Below are 16,915 nucleotides of genomic sequence, written 5' to 3' on the forward strand. Positions count from 1 at the left end.
ACGTAGCTCAGAGGCCGTCGGTCCAGGAGCTCCGGGTGGATACCTGTGCGCCGAGGGCCAGGGCCACGTAGCGCATGTCCGGGGGAGCGCAGGCGATCAGGATGTCCGTCTGCCCGTCGCGGCACTCGGCGAGGTACCAGTACGGAGGAATGGTGTGCGGATCCGTTCGCGTACGGCGTCGGATCCGGCGGACCCCGATGTGCTCGGTCGGCAGAGCGCTGCGCTTGAGCTCCCTCACCTCGGTGGGTGACGCATACAGTGCGGTCCGGGAGGCGGAGAGGAAGACAGGGACCGGCCGGCAGTAGGGGCGGTCGCCCAGGATGTACGCCTCGAAGGTCACTTCGGCGCCGTTCGCGAAGGCTTCTTCCCGGGCTCGTTCCCGGCGTCGTCGGCCGGGGACCGGGATCAACGCGCCCACTGCTGAGGCAATCAGGTCTGCGATCACTTCTGTGTCACCTCTGCGAGTGAGGGAAGGCGAGCGCCTTCCGGAGATCGTCTTCCGCGATGCCCCGCCCGGGAGCGAGACCTCGTCGGACTGCTTCGGTCCGGACAACTCTCTTCGAGATCAACGTGCCCAGGCCGGCGGGAGTGCCCGGCGAGGCACGATCGCGGGATACGAGAACACCGCCCGTTCCGGGCGGCGGCTTCCGCCGGGATTCGAGCGCAGGGTTCGGAGCGGCCACCCGTCATGCCTACGTCATACTGATGCGCTGAAGCACACGGGGAGGCGTACGACGCATGGGGTACGGGGCGGACGGTACGGGCCTGCCGGCGAGCATCGGCGGGTACGCCGTGGAGCGGCAGTTGGGCGCCGGCGGGATGGGCGTCGTCTATCTGGCGCGCTCGCGCGGCGGGCGTGCGGTGGCCGTGAAGGTGGCGCGCTCGGAGCTCGCGACCGACCCGCACTTCCGGGAGCGGTTCCGCGCCGAGGTCGAGGCCGCGCGCAGCGTCGGCGGCTTCCACACGGCGCAGGTGGTGGACGCTGACCCGGATGCGGCGGCGCCCTGGCTGGCCACGGCGTACGTTCCCGGGCCCACGCTCTCCGCGCTGATCGAGGCCGAGGGGCCGATGGGCGAGGCGCTGCTGCGGCAGCTGGGCGCCGCCCTTGCCGAGGCGCTGGCGGCGATCCATCGCTGCGGCCTGGTGCACCGTGACCTGAAACCGGGGAACATCATCATCGCCTCGGACGGGCCGCGGGTCCTGGACTTCGGTATCGCGCGGGCACTGGAGTCGACCCGTCTGACGGCCACCGGCATGGCCTTCGGTACGCCGGGGTTCCTGGCGCCCGAGCAGGCTCAGGGGCAGGAAGTCGGCGGTGCGGCCGATGTGTTCGCGCTCGGGGCGGTGCTGGTCGCGGCGGCGGGCGGCAGTGCGTTCGGGGCGGGTACGCCGATGGGGCTGATGTACCGGTCGGTGCACGAGACGCCGGACCTGGCCGCGCTGCCGGAGGGGCTGCGGCCGATCGTCGCGTCGTGCCTGGCCAAGGAGCCCGCCCAACGGCCCACGCCCGAAGGTCTTTTGGACCTGTTCGCGGCGGGCGGTGCGGCGCACCCCCCGACGTTGGCGGCACCGCCGCCGCCCTCCTACGCGCCGTCCAACGCCGCTCCGTGGCAGTGGAACCAGGCTCCGGCCGACGCCGCCCCCGGCTCCGCACCCGTTCCCGGCCCCGTTCCCGGCCCCGGCTTCGGCCCCGGGTTCGCCCCCGCGTTCAGCCCCGCGGGCCAGGCGGCGCCCGGCACCGAGAGTGACGTCGCCTTCATCGCGGTGGCTTCGGACAGCCACCTCCTGATCGACTCCGTGGGCGTCGAGTTCGGTACGGCGGCCGGTGAAGTGCAGTTCACCTGGGCCCAGATCAGCACGGTCGAGTACGCGGCCTGGGGCACCAAGCACCTCAGCGTCACGGTCCGCTTCCACAACGGCACCGCGTATCCGTGTCTGATCGCCGCTCGCAGGCGGGCCCGTCTCCGGGAATGGCTGGAGGACCTGCCGCTGGTCCTGGAGTTCTTCAGATAGCTCCCAGGGCCACGGCGGCATCGCAGCGCGCCCCGTCCAGCAGGAGCTGTCCGGTCGATCCTGGTTGGCGCGCATGGGCGGTGGTGGGTGTCGGCGCGGTCCCCTAGCCTGCCCTCATGACCACCGAGGAATACCTCTCGATGATTGACGCGTTGGCTGCGCGGCCGTTCCCGGAGGCGACCTATGCCGACGCCTCCGGAGGAGGTGGGCCGGAGCATCATGTGCGCGATCTGCAGGTCAGTCGGGACTTCTGGGATGACGACGACGGGCAGGCATGGGTTGAGGCCGAAGCCGAACTACAGGCATGCCTCGACGACCTGTCTGTACGCCTGACGACTCGATGGGGCAATGCGTTCGTCGTGGACCTCGCACCGTATCTCAGCGCTGCCTGCGAGGGAGAGCCGGTGCCTGAACCGCTCGACTACCTCAGCCAACAAGCTGTGACCATGCAGGTGTGGCCGCTCCCGGACGGGGATCGCTGGCTTGCGCTGGCGCTCGGCCAGGCCGACAAGGAACTGCCGCTCATTCTGTTTGCCGCGGTCGGCCAGGTTTCCGTACTCGACTTGAGCACGAGTGGCCAGTCATGAGCGGAGCCACACGATTTCGACAGGGCCCTCGGGAGTCGTAGCGGCTCTGTCTTCGACCTGATCCTCTGGCCTGCTCGGAGCCGTACGTCAGAAGCCGGGATGCGGGACGAAGTCCGGCCACCACGGCGGCACACCACTGGGGCAGTGGTAGGTGGTGCCTTCCCAGAAGAGGGAGAGGGCGCACCAGGAGACGGCGAGGACGAGCGCTCCGCCGACCACGGCACAGGGCAGGGGGCGCGTGTGCAGGACGGCCAGGGTGCCCAGCCAGGTGAGCAGCAGGACGATCGTGAGAACGGGGATGAAGACCCAGAGGAGGAAGCCGCCGTTGGCCGAGTTGTTCACGCCTACGTCGCAGGCGCTCCACGCCCGCCCCAGGAGCGCGGCCGTCAGCACGGCCGCGGCCGTCGCGGCCACCGAACCGGCCCATCCGAGTGTGCGCAGATTGCTCGTACGTTCTCGGAGCTCTGCCCCGCCCGTCGCTCCCATGGATGGTCACCCTGGCCTGCACGGAACGTCCCGTCAATGATCTTTTACGGGAAGCCGCCCGTGCGCGATCGACAGGACGGTGCCGTGGGGAAGGGGGGTCCGGGCCGGCGCTGCTAGCTTGCGGCGATGGACCTTTTCTCCCGCTCATGGGCGGCGCTGCGTACAGCGGTCGCCGATCTCCCGGATGAGGACTTCGCCCGCCCTTCCGGCTGCGCCGGCTGGCTCGTACGCGATCTGGTGTGCCACCTGGTCATCGACGCCCAGGACGTCCTGATCACGCTCGCCACCCCCACCGCTGCGGAGCCGACACGGGACGCGGTGACCTATTGGGAGGTGTCCGGCACGCCGCCGACGGGCGACGACCCGCTCGACGCGCTGACCGTGCGTCTCGCGGCGGCGTACGAGGAGCCGTGGCTGCTCAAGTTCCATCTCGACGACGTGGGTTCGGCCGCGGGGCGGGCTGCCGGACTCGCGGATCCCGGGGCCGGGGTCGGTACCCGCGACGAGGTGTTCACGGTCGACGAGTACCTCACCACGTACGTCCTGGAGTGGACGCTGCACCACCTCGACCTGGTCGCACACCTCCCGGACGCGGCGGACCCGCCGGCCGAGGGCCTCGCCCGCTCGCGCGCGCTCCTCGAAGCGATTGCCGGGGCGCCGTTCCCCGCCTCGCTCCCGGACCGGGACGCCCTTCTCATCGGCACGGGGCGACGAGGCCCGACCGAGGCGGAGGCGGCCGAACTCGGCGACCTGGCCGCGCGACTGCCGCTCTTCCTCGGCTGACGGGGCTTGAGTGACCGGGGGTGACGGTCACCGTTCTGTGGTGTGGGCGCCCTGCCGGTGCCCTGTCGCGACTTTTCGCTACGGCTGTTGCGTAATGCCGTGCGCGGCACTACCTTCGTTTTACGAAACGGTCGTAGCGATAAGGGGTGGGCCCGTGGAACCGGCAGTCCGGCGCGGTCGGCCGCGCAGCGAGGCGGCGGACGCGCGCATCACCGGCGCGGCCCTGGAGCTGCTGCTCGAACGCGGCTACGACGCCTTCTCGGTCGACGAAGTGGCGGTGAGGGCCGGGGTCGCCAAGACCACGCTGTACCGGCGATGGCCCACCAAGGACCACCTCGTCGTCGCCGTCGTGGCGCGGATGCAGGACGAGGTCCCCGTCGAATACCGGGGCGACGTTCGCGCCGATCTCACGCGCTACCTCAACGCGATCGCCGGCGGCCTCGACCGGATGCGGCTCGCCGGGCGCCCCGCGGCGTCGGGTGACGCGTCAGCCGGGCTCGTCGCCGAGGTCGCCGCCGCCGCGGCGCGGCACGCGGACATCGGCTCCGCGGTGCAGGCCATGTTCGTGCGGCGAAACGCCCTGGTGCTCCGCCTCATCGAACAGGCCCGGGAAGGTGGGGAGTTGGCCGACGACATCGAGCCCGAGGTGCTGTTCGACCAGTTGGCAGGCGCCCTGTACTACCGGCTGCTCATCACCGGCCGCCCCATCGGCACCGCGTACGTCGACCGGCTGGTGACGAGTGTGCTGCGGGGCGCCGCCGCCTGAGGCGGGCCGGGCCCCGGACCACGTAACTCCTGACGAGAGGAAGTACGACGATGACCGCCGCCTTACCTTCCACGCCGACCGATGCGCCCACGGCTTCCGCTCCCGCTCCCGTTCCCGCCCGGCGCCGCAGGCGTCGCGTACTCCTCGGGGCCGGGGCGGCGCTCGTCGCCCTGCTCGGCGGGTACACGGCGTGGAGCAATACCCACCCCGTCCGGCTGACCGCCTCCATCGAGATCGAGGCGTCGTCCGACGAGGTCTGGCAGGTGCTGACCGACCTGTCCGCCTATCCGCAGTGGAACCCCTTCCTCACCTCGACGCAGGTGACGTCGGAGGGCGGCCGCCTCGAAGAGGGCGCGACCCTGCGCAACGTGATGCACGACAGGACCGGGGACACCGTCTTCACCCCGGAAGTCCTGACCGTGGAGCCGGGCCGGGAGCTGCGCTGGCTCGGGAGGATGGGGCCCGGCTGGATCGCGGACGGGGAGCACCGGTTCGTGATCGAGGAGATCGGGGAGCATCGAGTCCGTCTCACGCAGAGCGAATCCTTCACCGGTGTCGCGGTGCCTTTCTTCGAGGGGCAGTTGAGGGCCGACACCCTTCCGCAGTTCCGTGCGATGAATGAGGCGCTCGCCCGTCGGACCGAGGCGGGCGGGGCCGACGCGGGCTGAGCGGGGCGGCCCGGGCGGCACTCGCCGCTCCGGGCCGCGAACCGGGCCGGTCGGCAGCCGTCCGCCGGCCCCATCCACCCGCATCAGCCGTTGCGCGTCCGCGCAGTGCGTTATCCGGCCCCGTCGATGAACTTCTGTACCTCGGGGGGAAGGTCCGCACCGGTGTGAGCGGCGAAGAGAAGCGCCTCCTTGGGCGTGTCTCCGATGGCGACGGCCACTTCCGGGGAAAGGCCGGCCACCTTGTAGGCGTTCGTCGTCGTGGTCGGCTCGTCGGTCCTGTCGCTTTGACCGGTGTCGTTGCAGGGAGGCTGGGTGGCGACGCCGAGTTTCCTCCCGACCGTGAAGTCCACCTGCTGCACGTCCAGATACGAGTGGTCGTCGTAGGTGAACAGGTTGGCGCAGGACGCGGATGCGCCGCCTCCGTTGTCCCCGTCGGCCGTGCACGCGGCTGCTGCCATCAGCAGGGCAGCAGACAGCAGCGCGCCTGCCGATCTTCCGGTCCGGTTCATGGTGGGCCCCCTCAGTGGATACGTCGAAGAGCGACGCCGAGTAGACGTGGGCGACCCGGGCCCGGTTCCCCGCCCCCGCCTACCGGCCCGGGATCGCTCGGCCCGTCACGGCACCGGCCCGTCCTGGACGCGTCCTGCCGGTTCGGCCACCGCTCCCTCGCGCCGCCGCCGTTGGTGGACCGGCCGGGAGAGGTGGACGCGGCCACATCGGAGGCCCGTGAGGCCGCCGGACAGGTGCGCAGGGCCGCGGGCCCGCCCGTTGCCGGTTGCCGGGCCGTTCAGTGCGCGGTCAGCGTCATCTCGAAGGAGTACCGGGAGGCCCGGTAGAGGTGTGAGCCGAATTCCACCGGGCGCCCCGCGTCGCCCTGGACCGTACGTTCCATGGTGAGCAGGGTGCCGCTGCGGCCCTCGCCCAGCAGCCGGGCCTCCGCCGCCGTGGCCCTGCGCGCCCCGACGGTCTGACGAGCGGTGCGCAGCGAGACGCCGGCCCGCTTGAGCAGTTCGTAGAGCCCGTACTCGGTGAGGTCGTCCGCGGTCAGGGGGAGCAGGTCCACGGGCAGGTGGTTGTGCATGACGGCTATGGGCTCGTCGTTCGCGTAACGCAGCCTGCGCAGCGCCACGGTGGGCGTGCCGGGTTCGAGTTCGAGTGCGACCGCGACGGTGCCCGCGGCGGGCACGGTCTCCAAGGACAGCACCTCGGTACGGGGCCGGCGGCCGTCCCGCTTCAGGTCCTCGAAGAGACTGGTCAGCTCGATCTGCCTGCGCACCCGGTTGTTGACGACCTGGGTGCCCACCCCGCGCTTGCGTGCGAGGAGCCCCTTGTCGACGAGGTGCTGCATGGCCTGACGCATCGTCGGGCGGGAGAGGCCGAGCTTGTCGGCCAGGGAGATCTCGTTCTCCAGCCGGGTTCCGGGCGCCAACGTGCCGGACTCGATGAGCTGTTGGAGCTGCTGTGCGACCTGGAAGTACAGCGGTACGGGGCTGCTTCGGTCGATGCTTATCAGCCTGGTGATCGATTCCATGGGGACTCCTCGACACGTAGTACCAGGCGCTCAGTATGCCGCACGCTTCGACGCAAGCTCAGTACGTATATATGTCAGAACAAATGCTTGACTCGTTGTGAGTGCCGAGGATACAAATCAGGGGCAGGGATCAGACAGGAATCCACTCCTCCTCGAACCGGAGGCATTCGCGCATGCGCATCGGACTCATCGGTACCGGCCGGATCGGCACGTTCCACGCCGAGACCCTGATCGGACTGCCCGCCGTGAAGCGGGTCGTCCTCCACGACTCCCTCGAACGCCAGGCGCACGAACTGGCCGTCAAACTCGGTGCCGAGCACGCGCCCGACCTCGACGGGCTGCTGGGTTCCGGCCTGGACGCCGTCGTGATCGCCGCTCCCACCGCCGCCCACGCAGACCTCGTACGGGCCGCCGCAGGCGCCGGAGTGCCGGTCTTCTGCGAGAAGCCGATCGCCGGCACCCTCGCCGAGACCCGCGCCCTGCTGGCGGAGCTCGACGGCACCGGCGTCCCGCTCCAGGTCGGCTTCCAGCGCCGCTTCGACGCCGGCTACACCGCGTTGCGCGACGCCGTCGCCGCCGGAGAGCTGGGCTGGCTCCACACCGTCCGGGCGTGCACCGCCGACCCGGCGCCGCCACCGGCCGGATACCTGCCCGCCTCGGGCGGCATCTTCCGCGACTGCGCGGTCCACGACTTCGACATCGTGCGCTGGGTCACCGGCCGCGAGGTCGTCCAGGTCAGCGCCACCGGAGCCAACCGGGGCGAGTCCTACTTCACCGCCGCCGGAGACGTCGACACCGCGGTCACCGTCCTCACCCTCGACGACGACACGCTGGTGACGTGCACCGCCACCCGTTACAACGGCGCCGGTTACGACGTACGGATGGAGGTGGCCGGCTCCTGCGGCACCCTGGCCACCGGTCTCGACGCCCACGCCCCCCTCCGCTTCACCGCGGGCGGACCGCAGCCCGGATCCGTCTCCCACGACGGATTCCTCAGCCGCTTCCGCGACGCGTACGTCGCCGAACTGACCGCCTTCACCGAGGTCGCCGCAGGCACCCGCCCCAGCCCCTGCACCGGGGACGACGCGCTGGCCGCCCTGCTGGTCGCCGAGGCCGCCGACCGGTCGTGCCGCACCGGCCGTCCCGTACGAGTAGAGGAGGCGGGCCGATGATCCGCGTTGCCGCAGCCCCCATCTCCTGGGGCGTGTGCGAAGTCCCGGGCTGGGGACACCAGATGGCCCCGCAGCGGGTGCTGGAGGAGATGGCCGCCGCAGGGCTGGCCGCGACCGAGTTCGGGCCCGACGGCTTCCTGCCGCAGGATCCGAACGCCCGCGCGGAACTGCTGGCCGGTCACGGCCTGACCGCCGTCGGCGGATTCGTCCCCGTCGTCCTCCACGACCCCGGCCGCGACCCGCTGCCCGAGGTCCGGCGCGCGCTCGCCGGGTTCGGGTCCGCCCGGACCCTGGTCCTGGCCGCCGCCACCGGATCCGACGGCTACGACGCCCGCCCGGAACTCTCCGCACGGGAATGGGACACCCTGCTGGCCAACCTCGACCGGATCGCCGCCCACGCCGGCGCCGAAGGCATCACCGCCACCCTGCACCCGCACATCGGCACGATGGTCGAGGGCCCGGACGAGGTCGAACGCGTCCTCACCGGCAGCTCCGTCCCCCTCTGCCTGGACACCGGGCACCTGCTGGCCGGCGGCAACGACCCCGTGGCCCTGGCCCGACGGGCCGCCGACCGCATCGCCCATGTCCACCTCAAGGACGTCGACGAGGCGCTCGCCGCCCGGGTCCGGGCCGGGGACATCACGTACACGGAAGCCGTCCGGACCGGCCTCTACCAGCCGCTCGGCCGCGGTGACGTGGACATCTCCGCGATCACCACGGCGCTCGACGCGGCCGGCTACACCGGCTGGTACGTACTCGAACAGGACACCGTGCTCGACGCCGAACCCGCCGTGGGCGAGGGGCCGTTGGCGGATGTCGAGGCATCCCTGGCCCATCTGCTCAAGGTGACGTCGTGACGGCCGCTGAGCCCGCGCCCGAGGTGCTGGTCATGGGACGGCTCGGGGTGGACCTCTACCCGCTCCAGCAGGGGGTGGGCCTGGCCGACGTCGAGACCTTCGGCAAGCAGCTGGGCGGCAGCGCGGCCAACGTCTCCGTCGCCGCCGCCCGGCACGGCCGCCGCACCGCGCTGATCAGCCGCACCGGCCAGGACCCCTTCGGCGACTACCTCAGGACCGAGCTGCGCGGATACGGAGTCGACGCCGCCCGGGTCCATCCCGTCGCCGGGCCCCCGACCCCGGTCACCTTCTGCGAGGTCTTCCCGCCCGACGACTTCCCCATCTGGTTCTACCGCCCGCCCGGCACCCCGGACCTCCGGATCCGCCCCGAGGAACTGGACCTGGACGAGGTGCGCGCGGCCGGACTGCTCTGGGTCACCGGCACCGGGCTCTCCGCCGAACCCAGCGCCGCCGCCCACCTCGCCGCCCTGAGCGCCCGCGGCCGGTCGGGCATCACCGTGCTCGACCTCGACTACCGGCCCGGACTCTGGCCCTCCCCGCAAGCCGCCGGACCCGCACTGCGGGCCGCCCTCGCGGGAGCCACCGTGGCCGTCGGCAACCTCGACGAGTGCGAGGCGGCCGTAGGCGAACGCGACCCGGACGCCGCGGCCGACGCCCTGCTGGTCACCGGCATCGAACTGGCCGTGGTCAAACAAGGACCCGCGGGCGTGCTGGCACGCACCGCCACCGAGCGGGTCGTCGTCGCCCCCCACCCCGTCAAGGTCGTCAACGGTCTCGGAGCGGGCGACGCCTTCGGCGGCGCCCTGTGCCACGGCCTGCTCGCGGGCTGGCCACTGGAGCGGACCCTCCGTTTCGCCAACGCCGCGGGCGCCTTCGTCGCGGGGCGGCTCTTCTGCGCCCCCGACATGCCGACAACCCCACAGGTGGAAAACATGATGGACCACGCCCACACCCCCGAAGCGGCACCGCATGCGTGACGGAGTGCTGCACACCCTGATGGAGACCCGGGCCCGGCGGCCCGAGGCGATCCTGGAGGCGGCCCAGCGCCGCAGCCGGCGCCCGATGATCCAGCCCTCCGGCCGGCTGATGCTGCTGGCCGCCGACCATCCCGCCCGCGGCGCCCTCGCCGTGCGCGGCCGCCCCGACGCCATGGCCAACCGCGCCGGACTGCTCGACCGCCTGCTCACCGCCCTGGAACGCCCGGGCGTGGACGGCGTGCTCGGCACTCCCGACGTACTGGAGGACCTGCTGCTGCTCGGCGCCCTGGAGGACAAGGTCGTCATCGGCTCGATGAACCGCGGCGGTGTACCCGAGACCGTGTTCGAGATGGACGACCGCTTCACCGCCTACGACGCCGCCTCGATCGAGGAGATGGGGTTCAACGCCGGGAAGATGCTCCTGCGCATCGATCCGACCGACGCCGCCACCGCCTCCACCCTGGCGGGCTGTGCGGACGCCGTCTCCGCACTGGCCGACCGCAGGCTGACCGCCCTGGTCGAGCCCTTCTGGGTCAGGCGCGGTCCGGACGGGCGAGCGGTCAACGACCTGCGCCCCGAGCCCATGGTCCGGGCGCTGGCCATCGCCCAGGGCCTCGGCCGCACCTCCGCCTACACCTGGCTGAAGGTCCCGGTGGTCGACAACATGGAAGCGGTGATGGAAGCCTCGACGCTGCCCGCACTGCTGCTCGGCGGAGACCCTCCGGGCACCCCCGACGAGACGTACGCCTCCTGGGAGAAGGCGCTCCGGCTCCCCACCGTGCGCGGCCTGGTGGCCGGCCGGTCCCTGCTCTACCCGCCCGACGACGACGTGGCCGCAGCGGTGGACACCGCCGTCGGCCTGCTGTGAGAGGAGGCGCCATGGACGGCCATCAGCCCGCGGGCCACACCGCACACGGCCCCTGGTCCGTGGACACCGGCATGCGGCACACGGGACTCCGGGTGCTGGAGCTCGCCCCCGGCGGCTCGCAGTCGTTCGGTACGCAGGAACGCGAGGCGATCGTGCTCCCGCTGTCCGGCTCCTGCTCCGTACGCTGCGGAGCAGAGGAGTTCGAACTGGCCGGGCGCCCCGGGGTCTTCGAGGGCGTGAGCGACTTCGCCTACGTCCCCCGCCGCAGCGACGCCGTCATCAGCAGCCCCGGCGGCGGCCGCTTCGCACTGGCGAGCGGCACGGCCCGGCGGGATCTGCCGTTCCGCCGCGGACCGGCCGACGGGGTACCGGTCGAGACCCGCGGTACGGGCTCCTGCCTGCGCCGGGTCCACAACCTGGCCAGCGCCGACGGCTTCGCGTGCGACCGCCTGATCGTGGTGGAGGTCCTCACCCCGGACGGGAACTGGTCCAGCTACCCGCCGCACAAGCACGACGAGCACACCGCCACCGAGTCGGAGCTGGAGGAGGTCTACTACTTCGAGATCGGCCGCGGCGGCTTCGGCCTGCACCGGCTCGGCGGCAGCCCGCCGGGCCCCGTCGGCGAGAGCGCCGAAGTCCGCACCGGTGACGTCGTGCTGGTTCCGGACGGCTGGCACGGCCCGTCGGCCGCACTGCCCGGCTACCCGATGTACTACCTCAACGTCATGGCCGGCCCGCACGACGAGCGCGCCTGGCGGATCACCGACGACCCCGCGCACGCCTGGATCCGCGAGACCTGGGGCGCCGCTCCGACCGCCCCCGCGGCACCGACCACGGAAGGAACGGCATGATCCGGCTGACCGTCGCCCAGGCGCTGGTGCGCTTCCTGGTCGCCCAGCACACCGAACGGGACGGGGAGAGCCGGCGCCTGTTCGCCGGCTGCTTCGGGATCTTCGGGCACGGCAACCTCGCGGGGCTGGGACAGGCGCTGTGGGAGAACCGCGACCTGACGTACTACCAGGCCCGCAACGAGCAGGCGATGGTGCACACCGCCGCCGCGTACGCCCGGATGACCGACCGCCTGTCGACGTTCGCCTGCACCGCCTCGGTCGGCCCCGGCGCCACCAACATGGTCACCGCCGCCGCGGGGGCCACCATCAACCGGCTCCCCGTGCTGCTCCTGCCCGGGGACACCTTCGCCACGCGCGTCGCCGAACCGGTGCTCCAGCAGCTGGAGATGCCGTGGTCGGGGGATCTGACCGTCAACGACGTCTTCCGGCCCGTCTCCCGGTACTTCGACCGGATCAGCCGCCCCGAGCAGTTGATCGGCGCCGCTCTGGCCGCCGTGCGCACGCTCACCGACCCGGTGGACACCGGCGCGGTGACGCTCGCGCTGCCCCAGGACGTGCAGGCGGAGGCCCACGACTGGCCCGAGGAGTTCCTGGCGCCCCGGGTGTGGCGCATCGACCGGCCGGCCCCGCAGGACCGGGTGCTGGCCGATGCCGTCCGCATGATCCGGGCCGCCCGCCGCCCCCTCGTCGTGGCCGGAGGCGGAGTCGTCTACGCGGGCGCCACCGAGGCGCTGGACGCCTTCGCCCGCGCCACCGGCATCCCGGTCGCCGAGACCCAGGCCGGCAAGGGCGCGCTCCGGCACGGCCACCCGTCCGCGGCCGGCGCCGTCGGGCACACCGGCACGACGGCGGCCGACGCGCTGGCCCGGGAGGCCGACCTGGTGATCGGCGTCGGCACCCGCTACAGCGACTTCACCACCGCCTCGCACACCCTGTTCGCCGACCCCGGCGTGCGGTTCCTCAACATCAACGTCGCCCGGTTCGACGCCGTCAAGCACGCCGGACTGGCGATGGTCGCGGACGCCCGTACCGCCCTGGAGGCACTGACCGCCGGGCTCGCCGACTGGCAGGTACCCCCGGAGTACCGCGCGCGGACCGCGGCACTGGCCCGCGACTGGGACGCCGCCGTGGACGCCGCGTACCACCTGGAACACACCCCGAAGCCGGCCCAGTCCGAGGTGGTCGGAGCGGTCAACGAGGCGGCAGGCGAGGACGGTGTGGTGATCTGCGCCGCCGGATCGCTCCCGGGCGACCTGCACAAGCTCTGGCGGCCGGCGGACCCGAAGCAGTACCACGTCGAATACGGGTACTCCTGCATGGGTTACGAGATCGCCGGCGGGCTCGGCGTGAAGCTCGCCGCCCCGGAGCGCGAGGTCTTCGTCATGGTGGGCGACGGCTCCTACCTGATGATGGCGCAGGAACTGGTGACGGCCGTCGCCGAAGGGGTCAAGCTCATCGTGGTCCTGGTCCAGAACCACGGCTACGCGTCGATCGGGGCGCTCTCCGAGACGGTCGGCGCCCCGCGCTTCGGCACCTGGTACCGCTACCGCGACGCGGACAGCGGAGCGCTGGAGGGCGACCGGCTGCCCGTCGACCTTGCGGCCAACGCGGCGAGCCTGGGGGCGGACGTCCTGCGCGTCGCCACCGTCGCCGAACTCCGGGGCGCCCTCGCGGACGCCAGGGCCTCCGACCGGTGCACGGTGATCCACATCGAGACCGACCCGCTGGTGCCCGCGCCGTCCTCCGGCGCCTGGTGGGACGTGCCGGTCGCGGAGGTCTCGGACGCCCCGGAGACCGGGGCGGCACGCGCGGCGTACGTGGACGCCAAGTCGGCCCAGCGGCCGTACCTCTGAGGGGGCCGCGGCGACGGGCCGGCCGGTCTCGGGGGCCGGCCCGCCGAGGCCCCGCTACAGCACCCGCAGCAGCCTCGGCCGCGGCGGCTCAGGGGTGTCCGCCACCTTGCCGAGGAGGGCCGGCAGCTCCGTCAGCGCGCTGATGCGGAAGTCCGCGGTCTCCACCACATCCGGGTGATCCGCCCACCAGTACCCGCACGCACCCCGCCGGATGTGCGCCGCCAGCAGCCCCGAGGACTTGGCCGGGAACAGATCGCCCGCCGGGTGGTCGCCCACGTACAGCGTCGACTGAGGGTCCGAGCCGGACACCTCGAGGACGCGGGCGAAGAACTCCGGGTCCGGCTTGGCGACGCCCCACTCGTCCGAGGTGACGACCACATCCGCGGGAAGGTCCAGCCCCCGCAGCAGCTCCCCGGCCCGCGCCGTCCCGTTGCCCGCGACGATCACCCGTACGCCCAGCGACCGCAGTTCCGCCAGTGCGGGCCGCACGTCCGGGTAGAGGTCCGACTCGTCCAGGTGCTCACCGCGCCCGGCGGCGGTGCGGGCCAGCGAGGCCTCGGTGACGTCTATGTCGGGGCGCAGCATGGTCAGCGCGTCGGCGCTGTCCCGCCCCTGGACGACCGCGGCCCCGACCAGCGCACTCAGCGTGTGCGGCGGGACGCCGAGCCAGTTGGCCCAGGACGCCCAGTAGCGGTCGTCGCGGATGAGTGTCTCGCCGATGTCGAAGACGATCGTTTCCATCACCGGGCCGAGCCTACGGGTCGAGGACCCTTGTGCGGCCGAGGCGCCAGGGGCGTGGGTGACCTGCGGGAGATCCGGCCGGTCACCGGCCGGGTACTCGCTCGTATGCTCGGTTCATGACCGATCCTCAGCGCGGACGCCCCACCACCAACTCCATGCGACGTGCCCTCAAGCGTGCCAGAGACGGTGTCGCCCTCGACGTTGCCGAGGCCGCCGTCCTGCTCCAGGCGCGCGGCGACGATCTGACGGATCTCGCCGCGTCCGCCGCCCGGGTGCGGGACGCGGGCCTGGCGGCGGCGGGCCGGCCCGGCGTCATCACGTACTCCCGCAAGGTCTTCATCCCGCTGACCCGCCTCTGCCGCGACAAGTGCCACTACTGCACCTTCGTCACCGTCCCCGGCAAGCTGCGCCGCGAGGGCCACGGCATGTTCCTGTCGCCGGACGAGGTCCTCGACATCGCCCGCAAGGGGGCGGAGATGGGCTGCAAGGAAGCGCTGTTCACGCTGGGCGACCGGCCGGAGGACCGCTGGCCCGAGGCCCGGGAGTGGCTGGAGGCCGAGGGGTACGACGACACGCTCGCGTACGTACGGGCCATGGCGATCCGCGTCCTGGAGGAGACCGGTCTGCTGCCTCACCTCAACCCGGGCGTCATGACCTGGACCGACCTCCAGCGCCTCAAGCCCGTCGCGCCCTCCATGGGCATGATGCTGGAGACGACCGCGACCCGGCTGTGGTCCGAGCCCGGCGGTCCGCACCACGGCTCCCCGGACAAGGAACCGGCCGTACGGCTGCGGGTGCTCGAAGACGCCGGCCGGTCCAACGTCCCGTTCACCACCGGCATCCTCATCGGTATCGGCGAGTCGTACGAGGAGCGCGCCGACTCCCTCTTCGAGCTGCGCAGGACCGCCCGCGCCTACCACGGCATCCAGGAAGTCATCGTCCAGAACTTCCGCGCCAAGCCCGACACGGCGATGCGCGCCATGCCGGACGCGGAGCTGGAGGAGCTGGCTGCCGCGATCGCCGTCGCCCGCCACATCCTCGGCCCGTCCGCCCGCATCCAGGCCCCGCCGAACCTCGTCGACGCGGAGTACGCGCTGATCGTCGGCGCCGGGATCGACGACTGGGGCGGCGTCTCGCCGCTCACCCCGGACCATGTGAACCCCGAGCGCCCCTGGCCGCACATCGACGAGCTGGCGGAGCGGACCGCGGAGTCCGGCTTCACGCTGCGCGAACGCCTCACCATCTACCCGGAGTTCATCCAGCGCGGCGAACCCTGGCTCGACCCCCGCCTGCTCCCGCACGTCCGCGCGCTGGCCGATCCGGAGACCGGGCTCGCGAAGGAGGGGGCGATCCCCGCCGGTCTGCCCTGGCAGGAGCCCGACGAGGGTTTCAACGCCTCAGGCCGCACCGATCTGCACCGCACCATCGACACCGAGGGCCGCACAGGCGACCGGCGCAACGACTTCGACGAGGTGTACGGGGACTGGGAGGCGCTCCGCGAGGCGGCGGCCCCCGGCATGGTCCCCTCGCGCATCGACACCGATGTGAAGGGCGCCCTGAGCCAGGCCGCCGCCGACCCGACGAAGCTCACCGACGACCAGGCGCTCACCCTGCTGCACGCGGACGGGCCCGCGCTCGACGAGCTCTGCCGGATCGCGGACACCCTGCGCCGGGACGTGGTCGGCGACGACGTCACGTACATCGTCACGCGCAACATCAACTTCACCAACGTCTGCTACACCGGCTGCCGTTTCTGCGCCTTCGCGCAGCGGCGCACCGACGCCGACGCGTACACCCTCTCCCTGGACCAGGTGGCCGACCGGGCCGCGCAGGCCTGGGACGTGGGCGCGGTCGAGGTCTGCATGCAGGGCGGCATCCACCCGGACCTGCCCGGCACGGCGTACTTCGACATCGCGCGGGCGGTGAAGGAGCGCGTCCCGGGCATGCACGTCCACGCCTTCTCGCCGATGGAGGTCGTGAACGGTGCCACCCGCACCGGCATGTCGATCCGCGACTGGCTGATCGCCGCGAAGGAGGCCGGGCTCGACTCCATCCCCGGCACCGCCGCCGAGATCCTGGACGACGAGGTCCGCTGGGTTCTCACCAAGGGCAAACTGCCCACGGCGACCTGGCTGGAGGTCATCAGGACCGCCCACGAGGTGGGCCTGCGCTCGTCCTCCACGATGATGTACGGCCATGTCGACCAGCCCCGCCACTGGCTGGGCCACCTGCGGACGCTGGCCAACCTCCAGCAGGAGACCGGCGGCTTCACGGAGTTCGTGACGCTCCCCTTCATCCACACCAACGCGCCCGTCTACCTGGCCGGCATCGCCCGCCCCGGCCCGACGGACCGCGACAACCGGGCCGTCATCGCGATGGCGCGCCTCCTGCTCCACCCGCACATCACCAACATCCAGACCAGCTGGGTGAAGCTGGGCACGGAGGGTGCGGCGGAGATGCTCCGCTCGGGCGCGAACGACCTGGGCGGGACACTGATGGAGGAGACCATCTCCCGGATGGCCGGGTCGAGTTACGGCTCGTACAAGTCCGTTCAGGACCTGGTCGCGGTGGCCGAGGCCGCCGGGCGCCCGGCGAAGCCGCGTACGACGCTGTACGGAGAGGTCCCGGCCGAGCGGGTGGCGGCGGCGACGGCCTCGGACGGGCATCTGCCGGAGCTGCTGCCGGTGCTGCCTGTTCTGCCTGTTCTGCCTTGAGGAGGGCAGGGGGCGGTCCGGCGCGAATGAGCCGGGCCGCCCTCTGCC

At 72.2% G+C, this 16,915-nt stretch carries 17 protein-coding genes; 12 read left to right on the top strand and 5 right to left on the bottom strand.

Annotation, left to right across the window (positions count from 1 at the left end; translation table 11 throughout):
* Positions 1-7: 7 nt before the first annotated feature.
* A complete protein-coding gene (locus OG912_RS19970) occupies positions 8-445 on the bottom strand; it encodes a hypothetical protein (protein WP_327710534.1) in 438 nt (145 codons plus the stop codon).
* A 293-nt stretch (positions 446-738) separates the two neighbouring features.
* On the opposite strand from OG912_RS19970, the gene OG912_RS19975 reads away from it, so the two are divergent.
* Both OG912_RS19975 and OG912_RS19980 read left to right on the top strand, forming a co-directional pair.
* Positions 739-2,013, top strand: coding sequence for a serine/threonine-protein kinase (locus OG912_RS19975; RefSeq protein WP_327710535.1), 1,275 nt, complete (start codon positions 739-741; stop codon positions 2,011-2,013).
* Positions 2,014-2,129: 116 nt separating this feature from the next.
* Entirely contained in the window at positions 2,130-2,600 is a 471-nt protein-coding gene (locus tag OG912_RS19980) for a hypothetical protein (RefSeq protein ID WP_327710536.1), read from the top strand.
* An 87-nt stretch (positions 2,601-2,687) separates the two neighbouring features.
* Here the strand turns inward: OG912_RS19980 and OG912_RS19985 are convergent, their stop codons facing one another.
* Positions 2,688-3,086, bottom strand: coding sequence for a hypothetical protein (locus OG912_RS19985; protein ID WP_326736824.1), 399 nt, complete (start codon positions 3,084-3,086; stop codon positions 2,688-2,690).
* A gap of 126 nt (positions 3,087-3,212) precedes the next feature.
* On the opposite strand from OG912_RS19985, the gene OG912_RS19990 reads away from it, so the two are divergent.
* The 3 genes from OG912_RS19990 to OG912_RS20000 all read left to right on the top strand — a co-directional run bounded on the left by OG912_RS19990 (position 3,213) and on the right by OG912_RS20000 (position 5,303).
* Complete coding sequence (locus tag OG912_RS19990) at positions 3,213-3,869, top strand: maleylpyruvate isomerase N-terminal domain-containing protein (RefSeq protein WP_327710537.1); 657 nt, start codon at positions 3,213-3,215, stop codon at positions 3,867-3,869.
* Positions 3,870-4,023: 154 nt separating this feature from the next.
* Positions 4,024-4,635 (top strand): TetR/AcrR family transcriptional regulator, encoded by a 612-nt coding sequence (locus OG912_RS19995; protein WP_327710538.1) that lies wholly within the window; start codon positions 4,024-4,026, stop codon positions 4,633-4,635.
* A 50-nt stretch (positions 4,636-4,685) separates the two neighbouring features.
* On the top strand, positions 4,686-5,303 hold the full coding sequence (locus tag OG912_RS20000) for an SRPBCC domain-containing protein (protein WP_327710539.1): 618 nt from the start codon (positions 4,686-4,688) through the stop codon (positions 5,301-5,303).
* Between the two features lie 110 nt (positions 5,304-5,413).
* Here OG912_RS20000 and OG912_RS20005 read toward each other — a convergent pair whose 3' ends face one another.
* Together OG912_RS20005 and OG912_RS20010 are read right to left on the bottom strand one after the other, a co-directional pair.
* Entirely contained in the window at positions 5,414-5,812 is a 399-nt protein-coding gene (locus OG912_RS20005; RefSeq protein ID WP_327710540.1) for a DUF6281 family protein, read from the bottom strand.
* A 278-nt stretch (positions 5,813-6,090) separates the two neighbouring features.
* Positions 6,091-6,834: a GntR family transcriptional regulator gene (locus OG912_RS20010; protein WP_327710541.1), complete on the bottom strand. Its 744-nt coding sequence runs from the start codon at positions 6,832-6,834 to the stop codon at positions 6,091-6,093.
* A 173-nt stretch (positions 6,835-7,007) separates the two neighbouring features.
* Here OG912_RS20010 and OG912_RS20015 point away from each other — a divergent pair, with 173 nt between their 5' ends.
* The 6 genes from OG912_RS20015 to iolD are packed head-to-tail and all read left to right on the top strand — an operon-like array spanning position 7,008 to position 13,412.
* On the top strand, positions 7,008-8,006 hold the full coding sequence (locus tag OG912_RS20015; protein WP_327710542.1) for a Gfo/Idh/MocA family protein: 999 nt from the start codon (positions 7,008-7,010) through the stop codon (positions 8,004-8,006).
* A complete protein-coding gene (locus OG912_RS20020) occupies positions 8,003-8,863 on the top strand; it encodes a TIM barrel protein (protein WP_443060997.1) in 861 nt (286 codons plus the stop codon). Before OG912_RS20015 ends, OG912_RS20020 begins: the two co-directional genes overlap by 4 nt.
* Positions 8,864-8,895: 32 nt before the next feature.
* Positions 8,896-9,840: a 5-dehydro-2-deoxygluconokinase gene (gene iolC / locus OG912_RS20025; protein ID WP_327713483.1), complete on the top strand. Its 945-nt coding sequence runs from the start codon at positions 8,896-8,898 to the stop codon at positions 9,838-9,840.
* Positions 9,833-10,708, top strand: a complete 876-nt coding sequence (locus OG912_RS20030) for a Cgl0159 family (beta/alpha)8-fold protein (protein ID WP_327710543.1) — start codon at positions 9,833-9,835, stop codon at positions 10,706-10,708. The genes iolC and OG912_RS20030 overlap by 8 nt, the downstream gene beginning before the upstream one ends.
* Positions 10,709-10,719: 11 nt before the next feature.
* Entirely contained in the window at positions 10,720-11,559 is an 840-nt protein-coding gene (gene iolB, locus OG912_RS20035; protein ID WP_327710544.1) for a 5-deoxy-glucuronate isomerase, read from the top strand.
* On the top strand, positions 11,556-13,412 hold the full coding sequence (iolD, locus tag OG912_RS20040; protein WP_327710545.1) for a 3D-(3,5/4)-trihydroxycyclohexane-1,2-dione acylhydrolase (decyclizing): 1,857 nt from the start codon (positions 11,556-11,558) through the stop codon (positions 13,410-13,412). Before iolB ends, iolD begins: the two co-directional genes overlap by 4 nt.
* Before the next feature lie 54 nt (positions 13,413-13,466).
* On the opposite strand, the gene OG912_RS20045 is transcribed toward iolD, so the two are convergent.
* On the bottom strand, positions 13,467-14,153 hold the full coding sequence (locus tag OG912_RS20045) for an HAD family hydrolase (protein ID WP_326740647.1): 687 nt from the start codon (positions 14,151-14,153) through the stop codon (positions 13,467-13,469).
* 116 nt (positions 14,154-14,269) lie between these two features.
* Between OG912_RS20045 and OG912_RS20050 the strand changes: the two genes are divergently transcribed.
* On the top strand, positions 14,270-16,867 hold the full coding sequence (locus OG912_RS20050) for a bifunctional FO biosynthesis protein CofGH (RefSeq protein ID WP_327710546.1): 2,598 nt from the start codon (positions 14,270-14,272) through the stop codon (positions 16,865-16,867).
* Positions 16,868-16,915 lie beyond the last annotated feature (48 nt).

This window comes from Streptomyces sp. NBC_00464 (assembly GCF_036013915.1).
GTDB lineage: Bacteria > Actinomycetota > Actinomycetes > Streptomycetales > Streptomycetaceae > Streptomyces.

Bases quoted from the DNA above. Each gene is read 5' to 3' on its own strand.
- OG912_RS19975 (WP_327710535.1), top strand. From the start codon at position 739: ATGGGGTACGGGGCGGACGGTACGGGCCTGCCGGCGAGCATCGGCGGG.
- OG912_RS19980 (WP_327710536.1), top strand. From the start codon at position 2,130: ATGACCACCGAGGAATACCTCTCGATGATTGACGCGTTGGCTGCGCGG.
- OG912_RS19985 (WP_326736824.1), bottom strand. From the start codon at position 3,086: ATGGGAGCGACGGGCGGGGCAGAGCTCCGAGAACGTACGAGCAATCTG.
- OG912_RS19990 (WP_327710537.1), top strand. From the start codon at position 3,213: ATGGACCTTTTCTCCCGCTCATGGGCGGCGCTGCGTACAGCGGTCGCC.
- OG912_RS20000 (WP_327710539.1), top strand. From the start codon at position 4,686: ATGACCGCCGCCTTACCTTCCACGCCGACCGATGCGCCCACGGCTTCC.
- OG912_RS20005 (WP_327710540.1), bottom strand. From the start codon at position 5,812: ATGAACCGGACCGGAAGATCGGCAGGCGCGCTGCTGTCTGCTGCCCTG.
- OG912_RS20010 (WP_327710541.1), bottom strand. From the start codon at position 6,834: ATGGAATCGATCACCAGGCTGATAAGCATCGACCGAAGCAGCCCCGTA.
- OG912_RS20015 (WP_327710542.1), top strand. From the start codon at position 7,008: ATGCGCATCGGACTCATCGGTACCGGCCGGATCGGCACGTTCCACGCC.
- OG912_RS20020 (WP_443060997.1), top strand. From the start codon at position 8,003: ATGATCCGCGTTGCCGCAGCCCCCATCTCCTGGGGCGTGTGCGAAGTC.
- iolC (WP_327713483.1), top strand. From the start codon at position 8,896: ATGGGACGGCTCGGGGTGGACCTCTACCCGCTCCAGCAGGGGGTGGGC.
- OG912_RS20030 (WP_327710543.1), top strand. From the start codon at position 9,833: ATGCGTGACGGAGTGCTGCACACCCTGATGGAGACCCGGGCCCGGCGG.
- iolB (WP_327710544.1), top strand. From the start codon at position 10,720: ATGGACGGCCATCAGCCCGCGGGCCACACCGCACACGGCCCCTGGTCC.
- iolD (WP_327710545.1), top strand. From the start codon at position 11,556: ATGATCCGGCTGACCGTCGCCCAGGCGCTGGTGCGCTTCCTGGTCGCC.
- OG912_RS20045 (WP_326740647.1), bottom strand. From the start codon at position 14,153: ATGGAAACGATCGTCTTCGACATCGGCGAGACACTCATCCGCGACGAC.
- OG912_RS20050 (WP_327710546.1), top strand. From the start codon at position 14,270: ATGACCGATCCTCAGCGCGGACGCCCCACCACCAACTCCATGCGACGT.